Annotated in this window: 18 protein-coding genes and 1 pseudogene; 10 read left to right on the forward strand and 9 right to left on the reverse strand. The window is 72.1% G+C overall.

The genetic code is table 11. The features are described 5' to 3' along the window. Positions 1–975 (reverse strand): annotated as a pseudogene (locus tag ABD224_RS21280) (CHAT domain-containing protein); the annotation flags it as partial. Positions 976–1096: 121 nt separating this feature from the next. On the opposite strand from ABD224_RS21280, the gene ABD224_RS21285 reads away from it, so the two are divergent. The 3 genes from ABD224_RS21285 to ABD224_RS21295 are packed head-to-tail and all read left to right on the forward strand — an operon-like array spanning position 1097 to position 3661. After that, entirely contained in the window at positions 1097–2533 is a 1437-nt protein-coding gene (locus ABD224_RS21285; RefSeq protein WP_344052256.1) for a S8/S53 family peptidase, read from the forward strand. Between the two features lie 40 nt (positions 2534–2573). Continuing rightward, positions 2574–3173 (forward strand): RNA polymerase sigma factor, encoded by a 600-nt coding sequence (locus ABD224_RS21290; protein WP_344052259.1) that lies wholly within the window; start codon positions 2574–2576, stop codon positions 3171–3173. After that, on the forward strand, positions 3170–3661 hold the full coding sequence (locus tag ABD224_RS21295; protein WP_344052261.1) for a hypothetical protein: 492 nt from the start codon (positions 3170–3172) through the stop codon (positions 3659–3661). Before ABD224_RS21290 ends, ABD224_RS21295 begins: the two co-directional genes overlap by 4 nt. A gap of 55 nt (positions 3662–3716) precedes the next feature. Here the strand turns inward: ABD224_RS21295 and ABD224_RS21300 are convergent, their stop codons facing one another. From ABD224_RS21300 to ABD224_RS21315, 4 genes are all read right to left on the reverse strand, one after another. After that, positions 3717–4514, reverse strand: a complete 798-nt coding sequence (locus ABD224_RS21300; RefSeq protein WP_344052263.1) for an N-formylglutamate amidohydrolase — start codon at positions 4512–4514, stop codon at positions 3717–3719. Positions 4515–4707: 193 nt separating this feature from the next. Beyond that, complete coding sequence (gene metX, locus ABD224_RS21305; RefSeq protein ID WP_344052265.1) at positions 4708–5868, reverse strand: homoserine O-acetyltransferase MetX; 1161 nt, start codon at positions 5866–5868, stop codon at positions 4708–4710. Further along, the gene (locus ABD224_RS21310) at positions 5865–7235 is read right to left on the reverse strand and encodes a bifunctional o-acetylhomoserine/o-acetylserine sulfhydrylase (protein WP_344052267.1); all 1371 of its coding nucleotides are present in this window, start codon (positions 7233–7235) and stop codon (positions 5865–5867) included. The genes metX and ABD224_RS21310 overlap by 4 nt, the downstream gene beginning before the upstream one ends. A gap of 549 nt (positions 7236–7784) precedes the next feature. Then, entirely contained in the window at positions 7785–10004 is a 2220-nt protein-coding gene (locus ABD224_RS21315) for an NADP-dependent isocitrate dehydrogenase (protein ID WP_344052269.1), read from the reverse strand. Positions 10005–10196: 192 nt separating this feature from the next. Here ABD224_RS21315 and ABD224_RS21320 point away from each other — a divergent pair, with 192 nt between their 5' ends. Both ABD224_RS21320 and ABD224_RS21325 read left to right on the forward strand, forming a co-directional pair. Next, positions 10197–12158 carry an ABC transporter ATP-binding protein gene (locus ABD224_RS21320; RefSeq protein WP_344052354.1) on the forward strand — a complete coding sequence of 654 codons (1962 nt, stop codon included), beginning with the start codon at positions 10197–10199 and terminating at the stop codon, positions 12156–12158. A 138-nt stretch (positions 12159–12296) separates the two neighbouring features. Beyond that, on the forward strand, positions 12297–13325 hold the full coding sequence (locus tag ABD224_RS21325) for a 6-phosphofructokinase (RefSeq protein ID WP_344052272.1): 1029 nt from the start codon (positions 12297–12299) through the stop codon (positions 13323–13325). 39 nt (positions 13326–13364) lie between these two features. Here the strand turns inward: ABD224_RS21325 and ABD224_RS21330 are convergent, their stop codons facing one another. Next, positions 13365–14231 (reverse strand): universal stress protein, encoded by an 867-nt coding sequence (locus ABD224_RS21330; RefSeq protein WP_344052274.1) that lies wholly within the window; start codon positions 14229–14231, stop codon positions 13365–13367. A 219-nt stretch (positions 14232–14450) separates the two neighbouring features. Between ABD224_RS21330 and trkA the strand changes: the two genes are divergently transcribed. From trkA to ABD224_RS21350, 4 genes are all read left to right on the forward strand, one after another. Then, positions 14451–15764, forward strand: a complete 1314-nt coding sequence (gene trkA / locus ABD224_RS21335; RefSeq protein ID WP_344052277.1) for a Trk system potassium transporter TrkA — start codon at positions 14451–14453, stop codon at positions 15762–15764. A gap of 89 nt (positions 15765–15853) precedes the next feature. Further along, positions 15854–17353, forward strand: coding sequence for a TrkH family potassium uptake protein (locus ABD224_RS21340; RefSeq protein WP_344052279.1), 1500 nt, complete (start codon positions 15854–15856; stop codon positions 17351–17353). Positions 17354–17652: 299 nt separating this feature from the next. Then, a complete protein-coding gene (locus ABD224_RS21345) occupies positions 17653–18162 on the forward strand; it encodes a hypothetical protein (RefSeq protein WP_344052281.1) in 510 nt (169 codons plus the stop codon). Positions 18163–18345: 183 nt separating this feature from the next. Further along, positions 18346–19827: a flotillin family protein gene (locus ABD224_RS21350; RefSeq protein WP_344052283.1), complete on the forward strand. Its 1482-nt coding sequence runs from the start codon at positions 18346–18348 to the stop codon at positions 19825–19827. 128 nt (positions 19828–19955) lie between these two features. Here the strand turns inward: ABD224_RS21350 and ABD224_RS21355 are convergent, their stop codons facing one another. Together ABD224_RS21355 and ABD224_RS21360 are read right to left on the reverse strand one after the other, a co-directional pair. After that, positions 19956–20156 (reverse strand): DUF397 domain-containing protein, encoded by a 201-nt coding sequence (locus ABD224_RS21355; protein WP_344052285.1) that lies wholly within the window; start codon positions 20154–20156, stop codon positions 19956–19958. Then, the gene (locus tag ABD224_RS21360; protein ID WP_344052287.1) at positions 20153–21025 is read right to left on the reverse strand and encodes a helix-turn-helix domain-containing protein; all 873 of its coding nucleotides are present in this window, start codon (positions 21023–21025) and stop codon (positions 20153–20155) included. Before ABD224_RS21360 ends, ABD224_RS21355 begins: the two co-directional genes overlap by 4 nt. A 164-nt stretch (positions 21026–21189) precedes the next feature. On the opposite strand from ABD224_RS21360, the gene ABD224_RS21365 reads away from it, so the two are divergent. Beyond that, positions 21190–21639, forward strand: a complete 450-nt coding sequence (locus ABD224_RS21365) for an ATP-binding protein (protein ID WP_344052289.1) — start codon at positions 21190–21192, stop codon at positions 21637–21639. A gap of 217 nt (positions 21640–21856) precedes the next feature. On the opposite strand, the gene ABD224_RS21370 is transcribed toward ABD224_RS21365, so the two are convergent. Further along, complete coding sequence (locus ABD224_RS21370) at positions 21857–23329, reverse strand: PucR family transcriptional regulator (RefSeq protein ID WP_344052290.1); 1473 nt, start codon at positions 23327–23329, stop codon at positions 21857–21859. Positions 23330–23472: the final 143 nt, after the last annotated feature.

Raw genomic sequence — 23472 nt, forward strand, 5'->3', positions numbered from 1 at the left:
CCGCGCCTCGAGCAGCACCAGCCGGGCGTGCGCCTCCCACCAGGCGCGCTGCTGCCCGGCGAACAACCGTACGGCCGCCGCGGCGCGCGTGATCGCCGTGTGCGGGTCGCCCGCCAGCCGCGCGGCACGCGCCGCGGCCAGCAGCAGTTCCGCCTTGCGGGTCGGCTGGCCGCCGATGCCGTCCAGTTCGGCGAGCGCCGCGTCCGCCTCGGCCAGCGCCTCCGGGGCGAGCCCGGCCGCCATCAGGACCTCGCAGCGCCGGATGGTGAGCATGAAGGTGGGCGTGCCGAGCGCGGCGTACCGTTCGGCGGCCTCGTCGAGCAGCCGCAGGGCCGCCGGGATGTCGCCCTCCCGGAACGCGGCCAGGCCCCGGCTCTCCACGGCGTCGGCCTTGTCGTGCTCCTGGCCGGTGGTGTCCCACAGCGCCTGCGCCGCGGCGAAGTCGGCGTTCGCCCGCTCCACCGCGCCCAGCGCCAGATGCACGGTGGCCCGCAGCGTCAGCGCCCGTGCCGTCCAGATCACGTCGCCGGCCTGCCGCAGTACGGGAATCGCCCGCCGTACGTCCTCCAGCGCCTCGCGGTGCCGCCCCAGCACCCACCACACATATGCCCGCCGGTACAGCACCCGCGCCCGGGTGTGCCCCGTCCCGCGCGCGACCCCGCGCTCGAACGCCGCGAGCCCCTGCCGAGTGCGCCCCGCGTGCACCAACGCAACCCCGAGTGTGGCCAGGACATCGGCCTCCCGCTCGGCCGAGTCCGCCTGTGCCGCCAGATCCCGGGCGCGCCGCAGATGCCGCAGAGCCAGACGCAGGTCGCCGAAGTCCCGCTGCCAGATGCCGATCACCTGGTGGGCGACGGAGGCGTGCAGCGGCGGCGGATCGGTGCCGAGCAGCCGCCGGGCCCGCGCCAGGGCCTCGTTGGGAGCGGCGAACACCATGGGCAGCAGTTCGAGGACCGAGGCGCTTCCGGCTGTCACGCGTCGGATGGTAGTGGCCCGGTGGCGGCCCTGTAACCGCGCACAGTGGTCCTGACGCTGTATCAAAGGTGGCCTGTGCGGCTCTGACTGTCGAACCACCGCACCCTTGGGAGGACACGCCGTGGCGCCCCAGCGATTCCGTGAGCAGTTCGACCAGATCCAGCGCTCGATGCCGGACGTGCCGCTGGCGATGGGCCCGGACGACTCGGCCGAGTTCCTCTACGAGAAGGGCGTCGTCCTCGCCCGTGACGGCGAGGAGGCCCGCCTCGTCGAGGACACCGTCCGTGCGCACTTCACCGGGGTGGCCGGGCTGCTGGCCGACCGTGTGCGCCGGGCGAGCCCCGAGACCAACCGCACCGGTGTCACCCGTATCCGGGTCGGCGACCCGGGCGAGGGCGGCCGCGACGGCGACCGCGCCGTCACCCAGGCGCTGCGCGCCCTGCGCGCGTACGAGGACCGGGCCGGACGGAAGCTGGTCAGCCGCAACCACGTGGTGTCCATCGCGGTCAACGCCTGCCCCGGCGACGAGCCCGTGCCCGCCCCGCGCGCCGGGGGCACCAACCCGGCGCCCGCCGGCACCGCCTACGACGCGGACACCGCTGTCGGCGTTCTCGTCATCGACACCGGCCTCACGCACGACTACCGCTCGGTCCCGCTGCTGGCCCGCGTCCGGGGCGACGCCGAGGCGCGGGAGACCGACGACGCCGGAGTCCTGCGGCAGTACGCCGGCCACGGCACGTTCATCGCGGGGCTCGTCGCGGCCGTCGCCCCCAACACCGACATCACCGTGCGCGGCACCCTCAACAACGCCGGCGCCATCCTGGAGCACGAGTTCGGCACCAAGCTCTTCGAGGCCGTCGACGCCGACGGCTGGCCCGACATCATCAGCCTGTCCGCCGGCACCTCCAACGGCCGCACCGACGGCCTGCTCGGCGTCGACGCCTTCATGCGGGAACTGCGCGCCCGGGGCACCCTTCTGGTGGCGGCCGCCGGCAACAACGGCAGCGCCACGCCGTTCTGGCCCGCCGCCTACGCCGGCCTGCCCGAGTACGCCGACTCCGTCCTGTCCGTCGGCGCCTTGCGCGGCGACGGTGAATACGGCGCCTGCTTCAGCAACCACGGCGCCTGGGTGAAGGCGTACGCCCCCGGTGAGCGGCTGACCAGCACCCTCACCGGGTTCGAGACGCCCGTGCCGTACGTCTACCAGCACTCCACCTACGACGCCTGCCGGTACGGCTTCGGCTACGTCTGCACCTGTCAGTCCCCTCGCCACACCGGCGTGCTCAGCGAGGAACAGGAGGCCGCCTCCGCCAAGCCGGACCAGGTGATGTTCGACGGGTACGCGCAGTGGAGCGGGACCTCCTTCGCCACCCCCGTCGCCGCCGGCATGGTCGCCGCCCATATGACGGCGCACAAGGAGCGCGACCCGCGCGCGGCTCGCCGTCAACTGCTCGAGGCCACCACCGAATACGCCGAAGTGCGCGGGGCGCATGTGCCGGCACTGCGCCCGCCCACCTGGCGCCCGGTCCCCGTCACGCGTCCCGCTCCGGCGTCATGAGGGCCGGAACTCTCCCCCCCCCCCCGCGGCGTACCATGACATGCCGTATTCGAGGGGTGAGGTCGTGGACCGTGCAGATGTCGGCGCGCTTGTCCGATCCGCCGTCGACGGCGACGCGGCGGCCTGGAAGGCGCTGGTGGAGGGGCTCAGTCCGCTGGTGTGGTCCGTCGTACGCGCACACCGGCTCTCCGACGCCGACGGGCACGAGGTGTACCAGACCGTCTGGTTCCGCTTCGCGCAGCATCTCGGGCGGATCCGGGAGCCCGACAAGGTGGGTTCGTGGCTGGCGAGCACCGCGCGCAACGAGTGTCTGAAGACGCTGCGGAGCCTGAGCCGGCTGACGGTGACGGACGATCCGCAGCTGCTGGACCGGGTGAGCGAGGAGAGCACACCGGAGCAGTCGCTGCTCGACGCCGAGGAGGCCGCCGCACAGAGCGAGCGGATCCGCAGACTGTGGCAGGAGTTCGAGAAACTCGGCGACCGCTGCCGCCAGTTGCTGCGTGTGCTGATCTCCTCACCGCCGCCCAGCTACCAGGAGGTGTCCGCCGCACTGGGAATCGCCGTGGGCAGTATCGGACCTCTGCGCCAGCGCTGTCTGCGGCGTCTGCGCGCACGACTCGACGCACGGGGGACGACATGAACGACCGCGAGAACTGCCGGGAGAACCCCTGCACCGGCGAGCCGGACGGAGGGCCGTGGGACGAGGGCCTGCTGGAGCAGGAGCTGCGGCAGGCCGCGGCCGTCCTCGACCCCGTCCCGGACCATCTGCTCCAGATGGCCGTCGACGCCTACGCGTTGCACGACCTGGACGCCCGTATCGCCGAGCTGACCTTCGACTCGCTCGTCGACGCCCTGCCGGTCCGGGGCGCGACGGACACCCCGCGGATGCTGACCTTTCAGGCCGGCGAGCTGACCGTGGACGTCGAGGTCACCGGGGACGGCCTGATGGGACAGGTGCTGCCGCCCCAGCCGGCCCGCATCGAGGTGCTGGGCGGCCCGCAGCCGGGAACCTCGCTCACCGCCGACGACCTGGGCCGTTTCCTGACCGACGCACCGCCCGCCGGCCCGTTCGCGCTGCGGCTGCACACCGGCGGGGAGGTCGTGGTCACGGAGTGGCTGCGGGCCTGACCGCCGGCCCGGCCGGGGCAGCGCTCACCGGCCGGGAGCAGGGTCACCGGCCGGGTCAGCGGCCCAGACCGTCGACGAGGGCGGCCAGCGCCTCGCCGAGCCGGTCCAGCCCGGGGTTCGCGGGACCGCCCGGTTCGGTCATGTAGAGGTCCCGGCGCATCTCCACCATCAGGGCGTGCACACGGGCGTCGCTCTCGTGGAACCTCAGCGGGACGTACGTTCCGCTGAACGGGCTGTTCAGCCCCGTCTCCCCGCACGGCTCGAACGCCTTGCGGGCCAGCTCGGTCAGCTCCGGCGGCGTGTGGAAGGCATCGGTGCCCAGGCACACGGGCGGCCGGGGCCCCTCGCCGTGCAGCTCGTAGGGCAGCGCGGCGCTCGGGTAGGAGTGCACGTCGATGATCACGGCCCGTCCGGTCGCGGCCAGCCGGCCGGCCACCGCCTCCGTCATGGCCTCGGCGTACGGCCGGAAGTACCGCTCGAGCAGCGGTTCGGGATCGGTGTCCGCCGGCCGTAGCACCTCCTGGTGCGTGGTCCGCGTGTACACCGCGCCCATCCCGACGGCGAGCATCTCCTCCCGCTCGTCCGGGAACCGCTCCGGATCCACCACCAGCCGCGACAGCCGGTTCACGAACCGCCACGGTGCGACGGCCGCGAGGCCGGCCGCCACTTCGGCGATCCGTGCGGTGTGCGCGTCGGTGATGTGGTCCAGCTCCCGCTCCAGCGCCGCGTCGTCCAGCACGATCCCCGCGCGCACATCGGCCGGTATCTCCCGCGCCGAGTGCGGCACATGCAGGATCACGGGAGAGTCGTCGGCACCCGGCAGCAGGTCGAAGGACGGTGCGAGGGCGGGCATGGGGCTGCTCCTTGCTCTTTCTCCACGCGCTCTCCGCGGCCGGCACCGGCCGTTTTTCGGCCGGCGCCGCGTTCTCGTGACGCGTTCTCCTCGCGCCACCCCGTACCACCTCGTACCACCGCGGAGAGCGCGACGTCATGGCCCCTCGATCCTGCCGCATCCCACTGACAGGCAGGAGGAGCATCGACACGGCTCAGTCCGGCCCCAGCAGCTCCCGGACCAGCCGTCCCACCTGCTCCGTCTCCAGCAGGAAGCCGTCGTGGCCGTACGGCGACTCGATCACCCGCAGGCGGTCGGCGCCCGGGATGCCCGAGGCCAGCTCCTCCTGCTGGGAGAGCGGATAGAGACGGTCGGAGTCCACCCCGGCCACCAGCGTGGGAGCGGTCACCCGGCGCAGGGCGGCGCGCACCCCGCCCCGGTCACGCCCCACGTCATGGGCGTTCATCGCCTCGGTCAGCACGACATAGCTGGCCGCGTCGAACCGGCGGATCAGCTTCTCCGCGTGGTGGTCGAGATAGGACTCCACCTGGTAGCGGCCGCCGTACCACGGATGCTCCGTGCCCTGCGGGGCACGGCCGAAGCGAAGCCGGAGCTCGGCCTCGCTGCGGTAGGTGACATGGGCCAGACGGCGGGCCAGCCCCAGGCCGGCGTGCGGCCCGGAACCGGTGTCGTGGTAGTCGCCGCCGCGCCAGTGCGGATCACTGCGGATGGCGTGCAGCTGGACGCTCGCCCACGCGATCTGCTCCGCGCTCGCCGCCGCCGTCGTGGCGAGCAGCAGCAGGGCGCCCGTGCGCTCCGGATACGACACCGCCCACTCCAGGGCCCGCATCCCGCCCATCGAGCCGCCGATCACCAGGGCCCACGTCTCGATGCCCAGCGCGTCCGCCAGGTCCCGCTCGGCCGCCACCTGGTCCCGCTGGGTGACGAACGGGAAGGCCCCGCCCCAGCGTCTCGTCCCGTCGGGCCGCGGCGAGGCCGGTCCCGTACTGCCCTGGCAGCCGCCCAGCACATTCGGTGCGACGACGAACCACCGGTCGGTGTCCAGCGCCCGGCCCGGCCCGACCAGCCCGTCCCACCAGCCCGGCGTGGGATGGCCGGGCCCGGCCGGCCCGGCGACATGACTGTCGCCGGTGAGCGCGTGCAGCACCAGCACCGCGTTGGAGGCATCCGGGGCCGGCCGGCCCCATGTCTCGAACGCCAGCCGTACGCCCGGCAGTTCACCCCCCGCCTCCAGCGGCAGCGGCCGGCGCAGACGGTGCCACCGGCGGCGCCCCGGAGGATCCCCCTCCCGCCAGGCGCCGGAGGCCGGCAGGCGGGGGAGGGGATCCGCGGGGGCGGCGGTCACCGCGTTCAAGCCGCCGCCTTGGCCGCGCGGAAACCGGCCTCCAGATCCGCCTTGAGGTCGGCGAGGTTCTCGATGCCGACCGACAGCCGCACCAGGCCCGGCGCGGTCCCGGTCGCCGCCAGCTGCTCCTCGTCCAGCTGGCTGTGCGTGGTGGACGCCGGGTGGATGATCAGGCTGCGCACGTCGCCGATGTTGGCGAGATGGCTGAACAGCCGCACCCCGTCCACGAACCGCTTGCCCGCCTCGACCCCGTCGCGCAGCTCGAAGGAGACCACCGCGCCCGCACCGCGCGGCAGGTAGGTGCGCGCCGCCTCGTACCAGGGGCTGGAGGGAAGTCCCGCGTAGTGGACCGCCGAGACCTCGTCACGCTCCTCCAGCCACTCCGCGACGGCCTGCGCGTTGGCGGAGTGCCGCTCCATCCGCAGGCTCAGCGTCTCCACGCCCTGCAGCAGCAGGAACGCCGAGTGCGGGGACAGCGCCGGCCCCAGGTCGCGCAGCAACTGCACCCGCAGCTTGACGGCGAACGCGCCCGGCCCGAGCGCCGGCCAGTAGCGCAGGCCGTGGTAGCTGGGGTCGGGCTCGTTGAAGTCCGGGAAGCGGTCGGCGTGCGCGCCGAAGTCGAAGGTGCCGCCGTCCACCACGACACCCGCGATCGTGGTGCCGTGCCCGCCGAGGAACTTGGTCGCCGAGTGCACCACGACGTCCGCGCCGTGCTCGAGGGGACGCAGCAGATAGGGCGTCGGCACCGTGTTGTCCACGATCAGCGGCACCCCCGCGGCGTGCGCCACGTCGGCGACCGCGCGCACGTCCAGCACATTGCCGCGCGGGTTGCCCAGCGACTCCGCGAACAGCGCCTTGGTGTTCGGCCGGATCGCCGCCCGCCAGGCGTCCAGGTCGTCCGGGTCCTTGACGAACGACACCTCGATGCCGAACTTCGGCAGGGTGTGCCGGAACAGGTTGTACGTGCCGCCGTACAGCGACGCGCTGGACACGACGTGGTCACCGGCACCGGCGACGGTCAGCAGCGCGAGCGTCTCCGCGGCCTGCCCGGAGGACAGCGCCACCGCGGCGACCCCGCCCTCGAGCGCCGCGATCCGCTGCTCGAGGACGTCCTGGGTGGGGTTGTGGATACGGGTGTAGATGTTGCCGGGCTCGGCGAGCGAGAACAGGTCGGCGGCGTGCCGCGTGTCCCGGAAGGCGAACGACGTGGTCTGGTAGATCGGCGTCGCCCGTGCGCCGGTCACCGGGTCGGGTGCGGCCCCGGCGTGCACCTGCTTGGTCTCGAACGACCAGGCGGGGATGTCGGGCCCGGCGGACGCCTCGTCGGGCGTGTGGCCGGCGGTGACGGCGTCGACGGGCTGGGTGGGGTCGCTCATGGTGCTCCTCGTGCGAAGGTACGGCGGTGCCGGACGGCGGTGCGATGTGCGGAAGGCCGGACTGCCGGTGTGGCGTGCTGGTCGTGCTGGTCGTGTGTGTCGTGCTTGTCGTGTGTCGCGCGCCGCGTGCCGCGGGTACGCCCGGGGCGCGCGTGAGCGTGTGCGTGTCCGAAGGGACGGGATCCGGAACGAAAGGACGGGATCCGGAGGAAAAGCGGGAGAGAGGACCGCGTACCGGAACGGGGGAGGGCGGTCCGCGGGACGCCGGCCCGAAAGGGGACGTCAGCCCGAAAGGGGACGTCAGCCGGAAAGGCGACAACCCATGCTGGTGACACGTCCGTAGTCGACGTGGCGGCGGGTCACGAGCATGATCATGCGAGTCAGGGTAAGCACATGCGTCGCACGGCGCCAGAGCCGGGCGGGAAACGCCACACAGCTGTCACACAACAGGTCCGTACCAGCGGTACAGACGGGTCCGCCCCGGCCGGCGGGTGCCGGTCGGGGCGGAGGGGGGAACGGAGGACCGTCAGGCCCGGGGCGCCGGCCGGGTCAGCCCAGGGAGGCCAGGGCCTCGTTCCAGGTGGCCGACGGGCGCATGACCGCGGCGGCCTTGGCCGGGTCGGGCTGGTAGTAGCCGCCGAGGTCGGCCGGCTTGCCCTGGACGGCGATCAGCTCGTCGACGATCTTCTGCTCGTCGGCGGCGAGCTTCTCGGCGAGCGGCGCGAAGACCTTGGCCAGGTCGGCGTCGTCGGTCTGCCGGGCCAGCTCCTGCGCCCAGTACAGGGACAGGTAGAAGTGGCTGCCGCGGTTGTCGATGCCGCCGAGGCGACGGGTCGGGGACTTGTTCTCGTTCAGGAACGTCGCCGTGGCCCGGTCGAGGGTGTCGGCGAGGATCTGGGCGCGCGCGTTGCCGGTGGTCTTGGCGTACTGCTCGAAGGACGGCACCAGGGCGAAGAACTCACCCAGGGAGTCCCAGCGCAGGTAGTTCTCCTTGAGCAGCTGCTGCACGTGCTTGGGCGCGGAGCCGCCGGCGCCCGTCTCGAACAGGCCGCCGCCCGCCATCAGCGGGACCACCGACAGCATCTTGGCGCTGGTGCCCAGCTCCAGGATCGGGAACAGGTCGGTGAGGTAGTCGCGCAGCACGTTGCCGGTGACGGAGATGGTGTTCTCACCGCGGCGGATGCGCTCCACCGACAGCTTGGCCGCCTCGACGGGGGACAGGATGCGGATGTCCAGGCCCTCGGTGTCGTGCTCCGGCAGGTACTGCTTGACCTTGGCGATCAGGTTGGCGTCGTGGGCGCGGTTCTCGTCCAGCCAGAACACGGCCGGGTCGCCGGTGGTGCGGGCGCGGGTGACGGCCAGCTTGACCCAGTCCCTGATCGGGGCGTCCTTGGTCTGGCAGGCGCGGAAGATGTCGCCGGCCGAGACCTGCTGCTCGATCAGGACGTCGCCGTTCTGGTCGACGAGGCGGACGGTACCGGTGACCGGGATCTCGAAGGTCTTGTCGTGGCTGCCGTACTCCTCGGCCTTCTGCGCCATGAGGCCGACGTTCGGGACCGAGCCCATCGTCGACGGGTCGTAGGCGCCGTTGGCACGGCAGTCGTCGATGACGGCCTGGTAGACACCGGCGTAGGAGGAGTCCGGGATGACCGCGAGCGTGTCGCGCTCCTGGCCGTCCGGGCCCCACATGTGGCCGGAGTTGCGGATCATGGCCGGCATGGAGGCGTCGATGATGACGTCGGAGGGCACGTGCAGGTTGGTGATGCCCTTGTCGGAGTCGACCATCGCCAGGTCCGGGCCCTCGGCGAGCTCGGCCTCGAAGGAGGCCTTGATCTCGGCGCCCTCCGGCAGGGACTCCAGGCCCTTGAAGATGCCGCCCAGACCGTCGTTCGGGGTCAGACCGGCCTTGGCGAGCACCTCGCCGTACTTCGCGAACGTCTTCGGGAAGAAGGCGCGCACCACGTGACCGAAGATGATCGGGTCGGAGACCTTCATCATCGTGGCCTTCAGGTGCACGGAGAACAGCACGCCCTCCTGCTTGGCGCGGGCGACCTGCTGGGCCAGGAACTCGCGCAGCGCGGCGACCCGCATCACGGCGGCGTCGACGACCTCGCCCTTGAGGACGGGCACGGACTCGCGCAGCACGGTGGTGGAGCCGTCGTCGCCCTTCAGCTCGATGCGCAGGGCGCCGTCCTCGGCGATCACCACGGACTTCTCGGTGGAGCAGAAGTCGTCGACGCCCATGGTCGCCACATTGGTCTTGGACTCGGCGGTCCAGGGGCCCATGCGGTGCGGGTGGGTCTTGGCGTAGTTCTTCACCGAGGCGGGGGCGCGGCGGTCGGAGTTGCCCTCACGCAGCACCGGGTTCACCGCGGAGCCCTTGACCTTGTCGTAGCGGGCGCGGATCTCCCGCTCCTCGTCGGTCCTGGGGTCGTCCGGGTAGTCCGGCAGCGCGTAGCCCTTGCTCTGGAGCTCGGCGATCGCGGCCTTCAGCTGCGGGATCGACGCCGAGATGTTCGGCAGCTTGACGATGTTGGCCTCGGGCTTCTTGGCGAGCTCGCCCAGCTCGGCCAGCGCGTCGGGGATCCGCTGCTCCTCGGTGAGGTACTCCGGGAACACCGCGATGATGCGCCCGGCCAGCGAGATGTCGCGGGTCTCCACAGCGACACCCGCCTGAGCGGCGTAGGCCTTGACCACCGGCAGGAAGGAATACGTCGCCAGGGCCGGGGCCTCGTCGGTGTGGGTGTAGATGATGGTCGAGTCAGTCACCGGGTGCTCCGCTCCACGTCTGCAACATTACTCGACATCAAGATATCCCCTGAGTGCCCCTGACTCGACAGGGGTCCGCACAGGGGTCCGTACCGGGGTTCGCGGGCGAGGCCCGTTCCCGGCGGGGCGGTGACCGCGGAGGCGAAACCTTGACCTCACGTTTGGTCGAGGTTCTAGGTTCGGTTCATGAGCATGGAGACCACCGCCTGGACGCAACTGCACAGCGTTCTGTACGCCCGGCAGGAGCGCCGTCCGCTCGCCCGCGCGACACTGCGCCGCATCGGCGCGTTCGCCCGCCCCCACCGTCGCCGTATCGCGCTGTTCGTCGCTCTGGGGATGGTGACCGCCCTGCTCGCCGTGGCGACCCCGGTGCTCGCCGGACGGGTCGTCGACGCGATCGTGTCGGGAGGCGATCCGGGCACGGTCGTACGGCTGGCCCTGCTCATCGCACTGATCGCGGTGGCCGAGGCGGTGCTCGGCATCCTCGGCCGGCGGCTGTCGGCCATCCTCGGCGAGGGACTGATCCTCGATCTGCGGACGGCCGTGTTCGACCATGTGCAGCGGATGCCGGTCGCGTTCTTCACGCGCACGCGTACCGGAGCGCTCGTCTCCCGTCTCAACAACGACGTCATCGGCGCCCAGCGGGCCTTCAGCAACACCCTGTCCGGCGTGGTGAGCAATGTGGTCACCCTTCTGCTCACCCTCGCCGTCATGCTCACGCTCTCCTGGCAGATCACGCTGCTCGCGCTGGTGCTGCTGCCGGTGTTCGTGGTGCCGGCCCGCCGGATGGGCAGCCGCATGGCCCGGATGCAGCGGGAGGCGGCCACCCTCAACGCGGCGATGAGCACCCGCATGACCGAGCGCTTCTCCGCCCCCGGCGCCACCCTGGTCAAGCTCTTCGGCCGTCCCGAGCAGGAGTCGGAGGAGTTTGCGGCCCGCGCCCGCCGGGTGCGGGACATCGGCATCCGCACGGCGACCGCGCAGTCCGCGTTCATCACCGCGCTGACCCTGGTGTCCGCCCTGGCGCTGGCCCTGGTCTACGGCCTCGGCGGCTTCCTCGCCCTGCGCGGCGCCCTGGAACCGGGCTCGGTCGTCGCCCTGGCCCTGCTCCTGACCCGGCTGTACGCGCCGCTCACGGCGCTCGCCGGGGCGCGCGTGGAGGTGATGAGCGCCCTGGTCAGCTTCGAGCGCGTCTTCGAGGTGCTGGACCTCGAACCGCTGATCAAGGAGAAGCCGGACGCCCGCGAGGTGCCGGACGGCCCGGTCGCGGTCGAGTTCGACAACGTCCGCTTCGGCTACCCGTCCGCCGACAAGGTCTCCCTCGCCTCCCTGGAGGAGATCGCGAGCCCCGACGCCTCCCCGCGGGCTCCCGGCTCCGTCCGAGCAGAGGAGGCCTCCGGCGGCACCGAGGTCCTGCACGGCATCTCCTTCCGCGCCGAGCCCGGACAGACCGTGGCCCTCGTCGGTTCCTCCGGCGCCGGGAAGTCGACCATCGCCCAGCTGCTGCCCCGCCTGTACGACGTCGACGAGGGCGCCGTGCGCATCGGCGGCATCGACGTGCGCGACCTGACCTTCGCCTCCCTGCGGGCCACCCTCGGCATGGTCACCCAGGACGGCCACCTCTTCCACGACTCGGTCCGCGCCAACCTCCTCCTGGCCCGCCCCTCGGCGACCGACGAGGAACTGTGGGACGTCCTGCGCCGCGCCCGCCTCGACGACCTCGTCCGCTCCCTGCCCGACGGCCTGGACACGGTGGTCGGCGAGCGCGGCTACCGCCTCTCCGGCGGCGAACGCCAGCGCATGACCATCGCCCGGCTGCTGCTGGCCCGTCAGCGGGTCGTCATCCTCGACGAGGCGACCGCCCACCTCGACAACACCTCGGAGGCGGCCGTCCAGGAGGCCCTGGCCGAGGCCCTGGAGAACTGCACCGCGATCGTGATCGCCCACCGGCTGTCCACGGTGCGCGCCGCCGACCTCATCCTGGTCGTCGAGGACGGCCGGATCGTCGAACGCGGCACCCACGACGAGCTCCTCGCCGCGGACGGCCGGTACGCGGAGCTGTACCGCACACAGTTCGCCCAGCGACCCGACGACGGAGCGGACGGGGCGGACGGGACGCGAAGGACCGCCCTGGCCGGGAGGGCGGCGGCCTGAGACAGCGGCACGACCGGCCCGCCGGCGGCCCGCCGACGGCGCGGGCGGCGACACCGTGCGCCGCGCCCCGTACGGGGTCAAGCTGGAAGGAGAGCCGTGTGCGCCGGCACGGGCCGTACGGGGCGAGGGAGAGAAGCCATGCGGGTGGGAGTGCTGACCGGCGGTGGCGACTGCCCCGGTCTCAACGCGGTGATCCGCAGCGTCGTACGCAAAGGAGTGCAGGAGTACGCCTGGGAGTTCGTCGGCATCGCGGACGGGTGGTCCGGCGCGGTCAAGGACGTGACCGTGCCCCTGGACGTCCCGGCCGTCCGGGGCATCCTGCCGCTCGGCGGCACGATCCTCGGCTCCTCCCGCACCAACCCCCTCCGGCTCGAGAACGGCATCGACCGCATCAAGGACACCCTTGCCGCGCACAGGATCGAGGCCCTCGTCACCATCGGCGGCGAGGACACGCTCGGGGTCGCGACCGCGCTGTCCGAGGCCGGGGTGCGCCTGGTCGGCGTGCCCAAGACGATCGACAACGACGTGGGCGGCACGGACTACACCTTCGGCTTCGACACCGCCGTCGGCATCGCCACCGAGGCCATCGACCGTCTGCACACCACCGCGGAGTCGCACAAGCGCACGCTCGTCGTCGAGGTGATGGGACGTCACTCGGGGTGGATCGCCCTGCACGCGGGCGTCGCGGGAGGCGCGAACGCCATCCTCATCCCGGAGATCCCCTTCGACCTCGACCAGGTGGGCGCCTGGGTGGAGAAACGCTTCGAGAGCAACTACGCGCCGATCGTCGTCGTGGCGGAGGGCGCGGCACCCAAGGCCGGGCAGATGGTGGTCAAGGACGAGTCGAGCGACGAGTTCGGACATGTGCGCCTGTCCGGGATCGGCGACTGGCTGGCCCGGGAGCTGGAGAACCGCACCGGGAAGGAGTCGCGGACGACGGTCCTGGGCCATGTCCAGCGCGGGGGCACACCGTCCCCGTACGACCGCTGGCTCGCCACGCGCTTCGGACTGCACGCGGTGGACGTGCTCCGGGACGGCGACTTCGGCACGATGGTGGCTCTGCGCGGCACGGACATCGTCCGGGTCCCGCTCACGGACGCGACCAGGGGCGTGAAGAAGGTCCCGCCGGAGCTGTACGCGGAGTTCGACGTGTTCTTCGGGACCTGACTTCGGGGCTTGAGGTGTTCCCCGGGACCTGACGCCGGATCACGTCCGGGGCACCACGGCCACCGGACACCGGGCGTGATGCAGGACGGCATGGGCCACCGGACCCAGCCGGCGCTCGGCCGCCCGCGGGCCCGAAAACCGCCCCAGGACGAGCAGAGCGGCCTGCTGGGAGGCGTGCACCAGCGCCTGGGCCGGGTGCAGAAGCACCACGTCGTGCAGCACGGGAACTTCCGGATATCTGTCCGTGAAACCCCGCAGGGCATCGGACAGCCGCTGGACCTCCTGGTCCTCCCACGCCCCCCGGTCCTCCTCGGGCACCATCGGCGCCGCCGACAGCGGAACACCCGGAAGAGCCCATGCGTGCACCACGCGCAGCCGGACGCCACGGAGCCCGGCGGACTCGAACGCGAAGTCCAGAACCGACTCGTCCACGGGCCCGGAACCGACCCCCACGGCCACCTCCGCCTCCTGGCGCCCGGCGGACGGGCTCCCGGGCCCGGGCACGACCACGACGGGGCAGGAGGCGCCACGCGCCACCTCCAGCGCCGTCGAGCCCACCGCGAGGCCGTCGAACCCGCCGTCCCCTCGTGCTCCGACGACGAGGAGCCCGGCCGTCGCGGAAGCGGAGAGCAGGGCGGCCGCGGCGGAGTCGGTGACCCGCACACTGCTCGTCGTCACCCGGGGATGCCGCGCCGCGAGGTCGGCCTCGGCGTGCCGGAGCGCGTCCTCGCCCCTTTGCCGCCACAGGAAGGCGACCGGCAGATCGGCGGAGCCGGGGTCGGGAGCCTCGGCGGCGTGCACCAGACGCAGGGGGAGCCCTCGAAGCTCCGCCTCCTGGGCGGCCCACTCGCCCGCGACACGGCTTTCCGGGGATCCGTCGATTCCGGCCACGACAGGGTGGGACATCCGCGCTCCTTCCCGGCATCACGCTCACAGTACGGCCTTTCGGTCCGCGAGGCCGTGGCACGCGCGGCCCGCCGCCCCGGCCGGGCACAGCCCGGATGCGCTCGTACTCGCCCCGGGAAACCCGCCGCCGTGCCCGTGCTCGCCCGAGGGACCCACTGTCCCGTGGACCCGCCGCCGACGTGCCGCGCAGTCCGCACCCGCGCGTGCCACGATGCAGACATGCGGGTCGTCGTGGTGGGTGCGGGACAAGTCGGACACACCGTGGTCAAGTCGCTCGCCGAGACGCACGAGTGCACGGTGATCGACATCGACGAGAGGCGTCTGGAGGCCCTCTCGCACACCTACGACGTGCGGGTCGCCCACGGCAACGGCGCCCGGCGGGAGACGCTGCTCGAAGCCGGCACGGCGGACGCCGATCTCGTCCTGGCCTGCACCTCGCGGGACGAGGTCAACCTGGTGACCGCCATGCTCGCCCGCCGGCTGTCGTCGGCGCGGACGGCCGTGCGCGCCACCGGAATGGACTACCTGGCGGCCTGGCGTGCGGGTGATCTCGACGTGGACCTCCTCGTCTCGACGGCGTTCGAGACCGCGAGCGCCGTCGCGCGTGTCCTCCATGTGCCCGGCGCCCGGCACGTGGACTTCTTCGCCGGCGGCGAGGTGGTCGTCTTCGGCATCGACGTCCGTGAGACCCGGCCGCCGTGGCGCGCCGGCCGTCTCCCGCGCGATGCGCCGCTGTCCGAGGCGTCGCGGGTGGTCGCCCTCGTACGCGACGGACGCTGGATCAGGCCGGCCGCGCACGAGGAGGCGCGGCCCGGCGACGAGATGATCGTGGCGGCGTCGCTCCCGGCCGCACGCACCTGGGGCCGACTGGTCACCGGGGCCGAGCCCGTCGACGACGTCGTGATCTTCGGCGCCGGGCGCGTGGGGACGGCGATCGCCCGGGTGCTGCTCGACAAAGGAATCTCCGTACGGATGATCGAGCCGGACCGGGCACGGGCACGTGCGGCCGCCGACGCACTCGACCGGGCACGGGTCTTCCACGCCACCGGCCTCGACCCGGCGTTCCTGCACCGCGAGCGCATCGGCACGGCGGGAGCGGCGGTGCTCGCCGGCGGCGACGACTCGCGCAACCTGCACGCGGCGCTGCTCGCACGGCTCCACGGGATCGGACTCACGCTGACGGTCCTCAACGATCCCGCCGCCGCCGAGGTCTTCGCGGCAGCCGGTGTCGACGTGACGATCGACCCGGGGGACGAGACCGCCGAGAAGATGGCCCGCTTCACCTTCGGCGAGCACACCCACCAGGTGGCGATGCTGGAGGACGACCGTTTCGAGGTGCTCGACGTCACCGTCCGGCCCGGCAGCCGGTTCGCGCACCGCCCCATCGACGCGCTGCCCGGGATCGGCGTGGGCGCGATCATCCGTGACGGCACCGTGCTCTTCCCCGGTGGTGAGGAGGAACTGCGGCCCGGGGACCGCGCCGTCGTCCTCACCGAGCCCGAGCACGCCTCCACGATCGAGCGTGACCTGTGACGCCGTCGCGCCTGCCGCCGCGCCCGCGCCGCCGGAGCCCGTACGGACGGACCGGGTGGACCGGGCGGCTCGGACGCATCGGAAGGGCCGTGCGCATCGGTGTCGACGTACGGACCGCGCTGGGGGTCGTCGGCACTCTGCTCGCCTGGTTCGCCCTCGCGTTCGTCGCACCGGCAGCCGTCGCCCTCGCGGCCGGCGAGCCCCCATGGCCCTTCCTCGTCACCGGGCTCGCCGCGGCTGCGACGGGCCTGGCGCTCAAGCGTCTGACGGGCAGCCGGCCCCCGCTGGGTCTCAGGGAAGGGTTCCTCGTCGTCGTCGCCGTCTGGCTGCTCGTCCCCGCGTTCGGCGCGCTGCCGTTCGTGCTCGGCCGCGTCCCGCAGCTCGCTCACCCGGTCGACGCCTACTTCGAGGCGATGTCGGGGTTCACCGCCACCGGCGCCACCGTCCTGACCGATGTGAACGCGCTCGGACCCGACATGCTGTTCTGGCGCCAGTTCACCCACTGGCTGGGCGGCCTGGGAGTCATCGTGCTCGCGCTCGCGGTGCTGCCGCGACTGCGCATCGGAGGCCGCGAACTTCTGCGCTCCGAGCTGCCGGGACCGGTCGAGATGGAATCGCTCGGCGCGACCATCCGCGAGACCGCCCGACGGCTCTGGAAGGTCTACCTCGCGGTGACGGCGATCGGCGTGGTGACCCTGGCCGCCCTGGGGTGGAGCGGGCTGGACCGGCGGATGGACCTCTTCCAGGCGTTCTCCTACGCGACCTCCGCCGTGTCCCTCGGCGGGTTCACCCCGCAGAACGACTCGGCCCGGGGCCTCGCGCCGGTGACGCAGTGGGTGCTGTGCGGGCTGATGGCGGTGGCCGGGGTGAACCTGCTGCGGCTGTACCGTCTCGCCGTGCTGCGCCAGATCCGGGCCGTGGCCCGCGACGAGGAGCTGCGCCTGTATCTCGTCCTGCTCGCCGTGGGCGCCTCCGCGCTGGCGGCCGAGCTGTTCGCCGACGGCACGGTGGACGGGGCCGGCGGCATCCGGCACGCGGCCTTCCAGGCGGTCTCGGTGATGACCACCACCGGCTTCGCGACGCTCGACTGGTCGACCTGGGGCACACTCGCGGCACTCACCCTGCTGGCGCTGATGTTCGTCGGGGCCTCCGCCGAGTCGGCGAGCGGCTCGATCAAGGTCGTCCGCCATCTCACCCTCCTCCGCTTCGCCCGCCACGGGCTGGAACAGGCCGTTCACCCCGACGCCGTCGTCCCGGTGCGTGTGAGCGGCCGGGTGGTCGAAGGCCCGGCGCTCCGCTCGGTGCTCGTGTTCGTCCTCCTCTACCTGGTCGCGTTCGCGCTCGGGACGCTCGGTCTCGCCCTCGACGCCGGGGAGGGCGCGGCCGATGCCGGTGCGTTCACCGCGCTCGGCGCCGCCGCGTCCTGCCTCGGCAATGTCGGGCCGGCGTTCGGCGCGGTCGGCCCGTTCGGCTCCTACGCGTCGTTCGGGGAGCTGTCGAAGGCGATCCTCACCGCGCTCATGTTCCTCGGCCGTATCGAGATCGTTCCCCTGGCGGTGCTGCTCCGCCGCGGCTACTGGCGCCCGTAGGCGGCCGTGGGCAGCAGCGGGCCGCAGGGGGCAGGGGGTGACAAGGGTGGTCCGCACCGCCGTCGAGCTTGCTGCGTCCGCGCACCGTGTCCGGCAGCCGCGCAGCGGAACATCATCGTCCGAATGAGAACGATATGAGGCGGCATCAAAAACGCATAAAGATTGCTGGAACCGAGCAATGTATTGTCACCCGCTCGCATGGCACCATGCGGGCGTGGGGGAATCTCGAGCGAAACCCGAGTGAACCCAAGCGAACCAGAGTGAATCCGAGTGGCATACGCATGAGAGCGGGGGGCCGAATGAACTGGTTCCTGGGTCTCGGGATCGCCGGACTGGTTCTGCTGGTGCTCTCGCTGATCCTTGACGGCGTCCTGGAGGGCCTGTTCGACGGGGTGCTGGACGGGCTGTTCGACGGGCTGCTGTCCCTGCCGGTCATCGCCGGATTCGTGTCCATGCTCGGCTTCGGCGGGGCGATCGTGCTCGGCACCACGGGGCTGGGGACGACGGGGGCGACGGCGATCGGCGTGGTGGCGGGCGTTGCCGCGGGCTGGTTGACGTGGAAACTCAGCCGCGCCCTGATGCGGGATCAGGGTGACGCCGCTCCACGGGGCGGCGATCTCGTCGGCATCTCCGGTTCCGTGGTGACCGCCATTCCGGCCGAGGGATACGGCGAGGTGCTGGTGCATCTCGCCGGACAGCCGCTGAAGCTGGCCGCGAAGTGCTCGGTGCCCCTGGCGCGGGGTGCCGAGGTCTGGGTGGAGGCGACGCTGTCCGCGACCTCGGTCGTGGTCCGGCCGGTCGAGCGCTGACCCCCGGAGCGACGCACCGCACCACGACGCCGCACGGCCGCTGCTTCACCCTCCTCCCTCTGCCGCACCTTTCCCCGCGTCCGTTCCCCAGCCGCTCACGACCCGTTCCCGAACTGTTCCCGACCCGTTCCCGATCCGATCCGATTCGCCGTCCCCCGGGAGGGCTGAGGGGGTTTTACACATATGAGCCCTGTACTGATCGCCGTGATCGGAGTCGCCGTACTCCTGATCCTGCTGGCTCTCGTGGTCGTCAACCGCTACAAGGTCGCAGGCCCTCACGAGGCGTTCATCGTCACCGGACGGCGTGGCAAGAGATCCACCGACCCCAAGACCGGCCGGGTCTTCACCGACAACAGCGGCCAGAAGGTCGTGGTCGGCGGTGGTGTCTTCGTCGTGCCCTTCATCCAGCAGAAGTTCACCCTCGACCTGTCCAGCCGACAGATCCCGGTGGCCGTCCGGGGCGCGGTCACCCTGCGCGGAGTGAAGGCCAACCTGGAGGGCGTCGCCATCGTCAAGGTCGGTGGCACCGAGGACTCGATCCGCGCCGCCGCCCAGCGTTTCCTCCAGCAGCAGGAGGGCATCGTCGGGTTCACCCAGGAGGTGCTGTCCGGCGCGCTGCGTTCCATCGTCGGCCGGATGTCCGTCGAGGACATCATCCGGGACCGGGCCGCCTTCGCCGGACAGGTCGCGGAGGAGGCCGAGGCCAGCCTGTCCGGGCAGGGACTGGTGCTGGACGCCTTCCAGATCCAGGACATCACCACCGAGGGCTCCTATCTGGAGGACCTCGGCCGCCCCGAGGCGGCCCGCGCCCGGCAGGAGGCCGACATCGCCGAGGCGGTCGCCCGGCGCGCCGCCGAGCAGGCCCGCCTCAAGGCGGAGGAGGAGATAGCGATCGCCCAGCGCACCCTGGCGCTGAAGCAGGCCGAGATCAAGGCCGAGACGGATGAGGCCGCCGCCCGCGCCAACGCCGCCGGCCCGCTCGCCGAGGCCGCCCGGCAGCAGGAGGTCCTGCAGGAGCAGGAGAAGGTCGCCGTCCGGCGGGCCGCCCTGACCGACCGTGAACTGGACACCAAGGTCCGCAAGCCCGCCGACGCCGCCCGCTACCAGGCCGAGCAGGAGGCGGAGGCCCGCCGTATCGCCCTGGTCAAGGAGGCCGAGGCGGCGGCCGAGCGGGCACGGCTCATCGGTGAGGGCGAGAAGGCCCAGCGTGCGGCGCTCGCCGAGGCCGTTCGCATCGAGGGCGAGGCCGAGGCGGCCGCGATCGCCGCCAAGGGTGCGGCGGAGGCGGACGCCATGCACAAGAAGGCCGACGCCTTCGAGCGGTACGGCGATGCGGCGGTGCTCCAGATGCTGGTCGAGGTGCTGCCGCAGATCGTCGGCAAGGCGGCCGAGCCGCTGTCGGCGGTGGACAAGCTGACGGTCATTTCCACGGACGGCGCGGGCCGGCTTCCGCGCGCGGTCGCCGACAACGTCGCCCAGGGCCTGGAACTGCTCAGCTCCACCACCGGCGTCGACCTCGCCCGGCTCCTTCAGAGAATCGCCGAACGCGGCACGAACGGCACGGCCAAGGCTCCGGCAAGGCCCCCGGCGCAGGTCGAGCCGCCGACCTCGGCAGCATCCGAATCATCCGAAGCGTCCCGCCACAAGGCCGACAGCACTGAATAGAACCCCTGGAACAGGGTGCTCACGCTGAGCTGAGCATGGAGCCCGGACGCTTGACCGGCGTCCGGGCCCTGTCGCTCGGGGAGGGACCGGGCCGTGAGGCCGAAGCGTCGCGGCCTGGAGCGGGCTGGTCAGTTCCGGTGTCGCTTCAGGTTCGTGACGAACTCGGCCCACGCTGTCTGCTGGAATGCGAGCTGCGGGCCGCTGCGTTCCTTGGAGTCTCGTATGTGTATGGCGGTCGCGTCGACGGCGACCTCGACGCACTCGCCGCCTTCGTCACCGCTGTAGCTGCTCTTGAACCAGTTGAGCTGCGCGGACTGTTCGGTATTCATAGGTCTCCCAGCATCTTCTCGACCAGGCGCAAGGATTCGCGTGGGGTGAGCGCCTGTCCTCGGATGCTTCCATATTTCGCGGCCAGGACACGTACCTCTTCCGGGTCGGTGACGAGACGGCTGAAATGCTGGACCTCCAGATAGGCAACCTGCGGTTTGCCCTTGGGGATGAGCAGCGTGAACGGGCCGCCCATGCCTGCGTGATCCTCGCTCGCGGTCGGCATGACCTGGATCTCCACATGGCGCAACTGGCCCATCCGGAGGAGCTGTTCCAACTGCCCGCGCTGTACGTCCGGTCCGCCGAACGGCTGGCGCAGAATGTTTTCCTGGATGATGGCGCTTACGGTAGGCGGTGGCCACCGGGTCATCAGTTCCTGCCGGGCCATCCTCGCGGCAACGCGTTGCTCGATGGTCTCCTCGTCGAAGAACGGCTGTCGACTGGCGAACACGGCACGCGCGTACTCCTGGGTCTGGAACAGGCCCGGAACCGCCTGGTTGGCGAAGTAACACAGCTGAACCGCGTCCGCCTCCAGCCGCGCGTAATTCCGGAACCACTCCGGGTGCCGCACCCGTCGCCGTGCCTTCGCCCGCCTCACATCCTCCGCCGCGGCCTCCAGCAGGCCACCGCAGTTCAGCAACCGGTCGACTGCGATGAGGAGTTCGGGCTGCGGGGTGCGTCGAGCCCGTTCGACGGAGGAGATCGTCTCCTCGCCGTACCCGAGCTGGTCGCCCAGCTCTCTCTGGCTCAGTCCGGCTCGTTCCCGGGCGACCTTGATCTGTCGGCCGAGAGCGCGGAACAGGTCCGCGACGTCGTCGATGTCGTCCGCCTCGCTGCTCGTGGGAGCTTCCTTGCCCGGCTGCGCTGTCATGCCGTACCACCACCCTGTTTGCTCTGTGTGGAGGACGAACCGACGATTCCCCGGCCAGGTCACGGCCGTACGCCCGTACACCACACCGTCCGCACCGGGACAGTCACTCTGCGTACCGCCCTGTGTGCTCCACACGGTAAGCCGACTCGGCCACCCTCGGTGAGGTGAACCAGGAAACCGTCACCGCTCCCGGTGAACCGACCGTTGTCGCGGGTCACTTCCGCACCATGTTCCCCACCACCGCGCGAGGCGCGCATACCGCCCGTCAAGCCGCCGAGCGATGGCTCGCCGCCCAGCGGGGATGGCCGGACCCCGACGACGACAGCGCGGCCACGGCTTCCCTCCTCATCGCCGAACTGACCGCGAACGCCGCCCTGCACGGCCGGGTAAAGGGCAGAGACGCACGTCTCGCCCTCACCCTCACGCCCACCATCCTGCGCATCGAGGTCACCGACGCGCGAGGCGACCGCCTTCCCGCAACGCCCCCGAACGCCGACGTCGATGGCGAGTCGGGACGAGGTCTGCTCCTCGTCGCTTCGCTCGCCGACGCCTGGGGCTACGAGCCGTATCCGCCGGGCGGCAAGACGGTCTGGGCAGAATGCAGCCGCACGTGACGCGAACCTGCTGCTGGGCAGCAGCCGACTGCGCTCGCCCCCTGATCCCTTGTCACCCCGTCAGAACCGGAAACCGGACAGCACGCCCGCAACCGGTGGCCTACTGAAGGCAGTTCGAGAGTGAGGCCGGGCGGCTGCGATCGCCGCCAAAGATGCGGCGGAGGCGGACGCCCCGCACAAGAAGGCCGTCGCCTTCGAGCGGTGCGGCGGGGGAGTGTCAGGCCAAGCCGTTCGTGCGCAGGGTCAGCCAGAGCTGGCTGGCGACGTCCGGATCGTCGAGGTCGGTGTCGAGCAGCTGGGTCGCGGTGGCGATGCGGTAGCGCAGGGTGTTGCGGTGGACGCCCAGGTCGGCGGCGGCGCGCTCCCACTGGCCGCGATGGCGCAGATACGCGGCGACGCTGGGGATGAGATCGGCCCGGCGGTAGGAGAGCAGGGGTTCGAGGGACGGGGCGGTGGTGAGGGACCGGCCGCCGTCCACGCCGAGGTCGCGGACGGTGCCCGCGGGAAGCGTCGCCAGAGTGCGGCGCAGTACCGGCATTGTGCGGTGCAGTCCGGCGAGGTCGGTCTCGGGACCGAGCAGGACCCGTACCGTGCCGCCGTTCTCCGGGGCACGGCGGGCGGCCTCCAGGACGGCCGGGGCGTCGGCCGGGTCGGTGAGCACCCACAGCTCGTCGGGTTCGGCCACGGCGAGAAGTGGGCGGTGCTCGTGGGCGGCGACCGGTTCCAGGGCGTCGAGGACCTCGTCGGGGGAGCCGGTGGGACCGGCCAGGCCCACCGCGCGCACCCGTGGCGGGAGTGCGGTGAGGCCCAGTTCGGCGGCGAGCGACCGTGCCGCGTCGACGTACCCGGTCAGCACGAGCCGGGCGACACAGGCACGGGAGGCACGTGCGGCGGCGGTTCCGCGGCGCTGCTGTTCGCTCTGGAGGGCGAGCAGAGCGCACGCGGTCAGCACCAGCTGCCGGTCGGCGCCGCGCATGGGGCGGGGGGAGCCGGTCGTCATGAACCCGCTGAGCCGGCCCCGGCCGGCCAGGGGGTGCAGCACCACCTCCTCACCGTCCAGCGGGAAGGTCGCCGACGAGTGCGGCCCGGCGACCCGCAGGCGGGCGACCTCGGCGGCGACCCGGCGGGCACTGCCACGACGCTCACGCGGCCAGACCTCGAGCACCTCGCCGGACGTACCGAGCCGTGCGGCCCAGCCCTCGAGGGCCCCGGCCAGGGTGCGCACCACGGCGGGGACCGGATCAGGTCCTGCCGCGGCCCGGACCAGGTCGCGGTGGGCGCCCAGGGCTACCGTCAGTTTCTCCTGGTCGGCCGCGGCCTGGAGCGACCAGTACGTCCGGGCGACGGCGAGGAACGGGGTGGGAGCGGGCACCACCAGCAGCGGCAGCCCCGCTGCCTCGCAGGCCTCGACGAGACTCCGGGGCACGGCGGTGTGCACCGGGCCGAGGCCGAGCCCGAGCCCGGCCGTACCGTGGTCCGCGAGACGGGCGGCGTAGGCGCGGGCCTGCGCGGTCTGGCCGGTCAGGCCCATCCCCGTGGTGAGCAGCAGTTCCCCGCCGGACAGATACGGGGTCGGGTCGGTCAGCTCGCTGACGTGGACGCCGGTGACCTCGCGCGGCGGCGGCTGGGCGGGGACGACCGGCGCCAGGTCGTCGCCGAGAGTGCGCACCAGGACATCGAGTGTGGGCATCGGGCTGCTCCTTGAGCGTGCTCCCCGAGCGGGCGGGATAGTGCGATGTGCACGAAAAGTAGAGAGAGATGGATGGATTGCACAAGGTGCGGTGGATGTCCCGGTGTCTAGCGTGAGGGGCGATCACCGGGGTCTCTCCGGTC

The organism is Streptomyces thermoalcalitolerans, from assembly GCF_039525155.1.
GTDB classification, from domain to species: Bacteria; Actinomycetota; Actinomycetes; order Streptomycetales; family Streptomycetaceae; genus Streptomyces; species Streptomyces thermovulgaris.

Coding starts and splice junctions, on each gene's coding strand:
- ABD224_RS21290 (WP_344052259.1), top strand. CDS start 2,574: ATGCCGTATTCGAGGGGTGAGGTCGTGGACCGTGCAGATGTCGGCGCG.
- ABD224_RS21295 (WP_344052261.1), top strand. CDS start 3,170: ATGAACGACCGCGAGAACTGCCGGGAGAACCCCTGCACCGGCGAGCCG.
- ABD224_RS21300 (WP_344052263.1), bottom strand. CDS start 4,514: ATGCCCGCCCTCGCACCGTCCTTCGACCTGCTGCCGGGTGCCGACGAC.
- ABD224_RS21310 (WP_344052267.1), bottom strand. CDS start 7,235: ATGAGCGACCCCACCCAGCCCGTCGACGCCGTCACCGCCGGCCACACG.
- ABD224_RS21320 (WP_344052354.1), top strand. CDS start 10,197: ATGGAGACCACCGCCTGGACGCAACTGCACAGCGTTCTGTACGCCCGG.
- ABD224_RS21325 (WP_344052272.1), top strand. CDS start 12,297: ATGCGGGTGGGAGTGCTGACCGGCGGTGGCGACTGCCCCGGTCTCAAC.
- ABD224_RS21330 (WP_344052274.1), bottom strand. CDS start 14,231: ATGTCCCACCCTGTCGTGGCCGGAATCGACGGATCCCCGGAAAGCCGT.
- trkA (WP_344052277.1), top strand. CDS start 14,451: ATGCGGGTCGTCGTGGTGGGTGCGGGACAAGTCGGACACACCGTGGTC.
- ABD224_RS21345 (WP_344052281.1), top strand. CDS start 17,653: ATGAACTGGTTCCTGGGTCTCGGGATCGCCGGACTGGTTCTGCTGGTG.
- ABD224_RS21350 (WP_344052283.1), top strand. CDS start 18,346: ATGAGCCCTGTACTGATCGCCGTGATCGGAGTCGCCGTACTCCTGATC.
- ABD224_RS21355 (WP_344052285.1), bottom strand. CDS start 20,156: ATGAATACCGAACAGTCCGCGCAGCTCAACTGGTTCAAGAGCAGCTAC.
- ABD224_RS21360 (WP_344052287.1), bottom strand. CDS start 21,025: ATGACAGCGCAGCCGGGCAAGGAAGCTCCCACGAGCAGCGAGGCGGAC.
- ABD224_RS21370 (WP_344052290.1), bottom strand. CDS start 23,329: ATGCCCACACTCGATGTCCTGGTGCGCACTCTCGGCGACGACCTGGCG.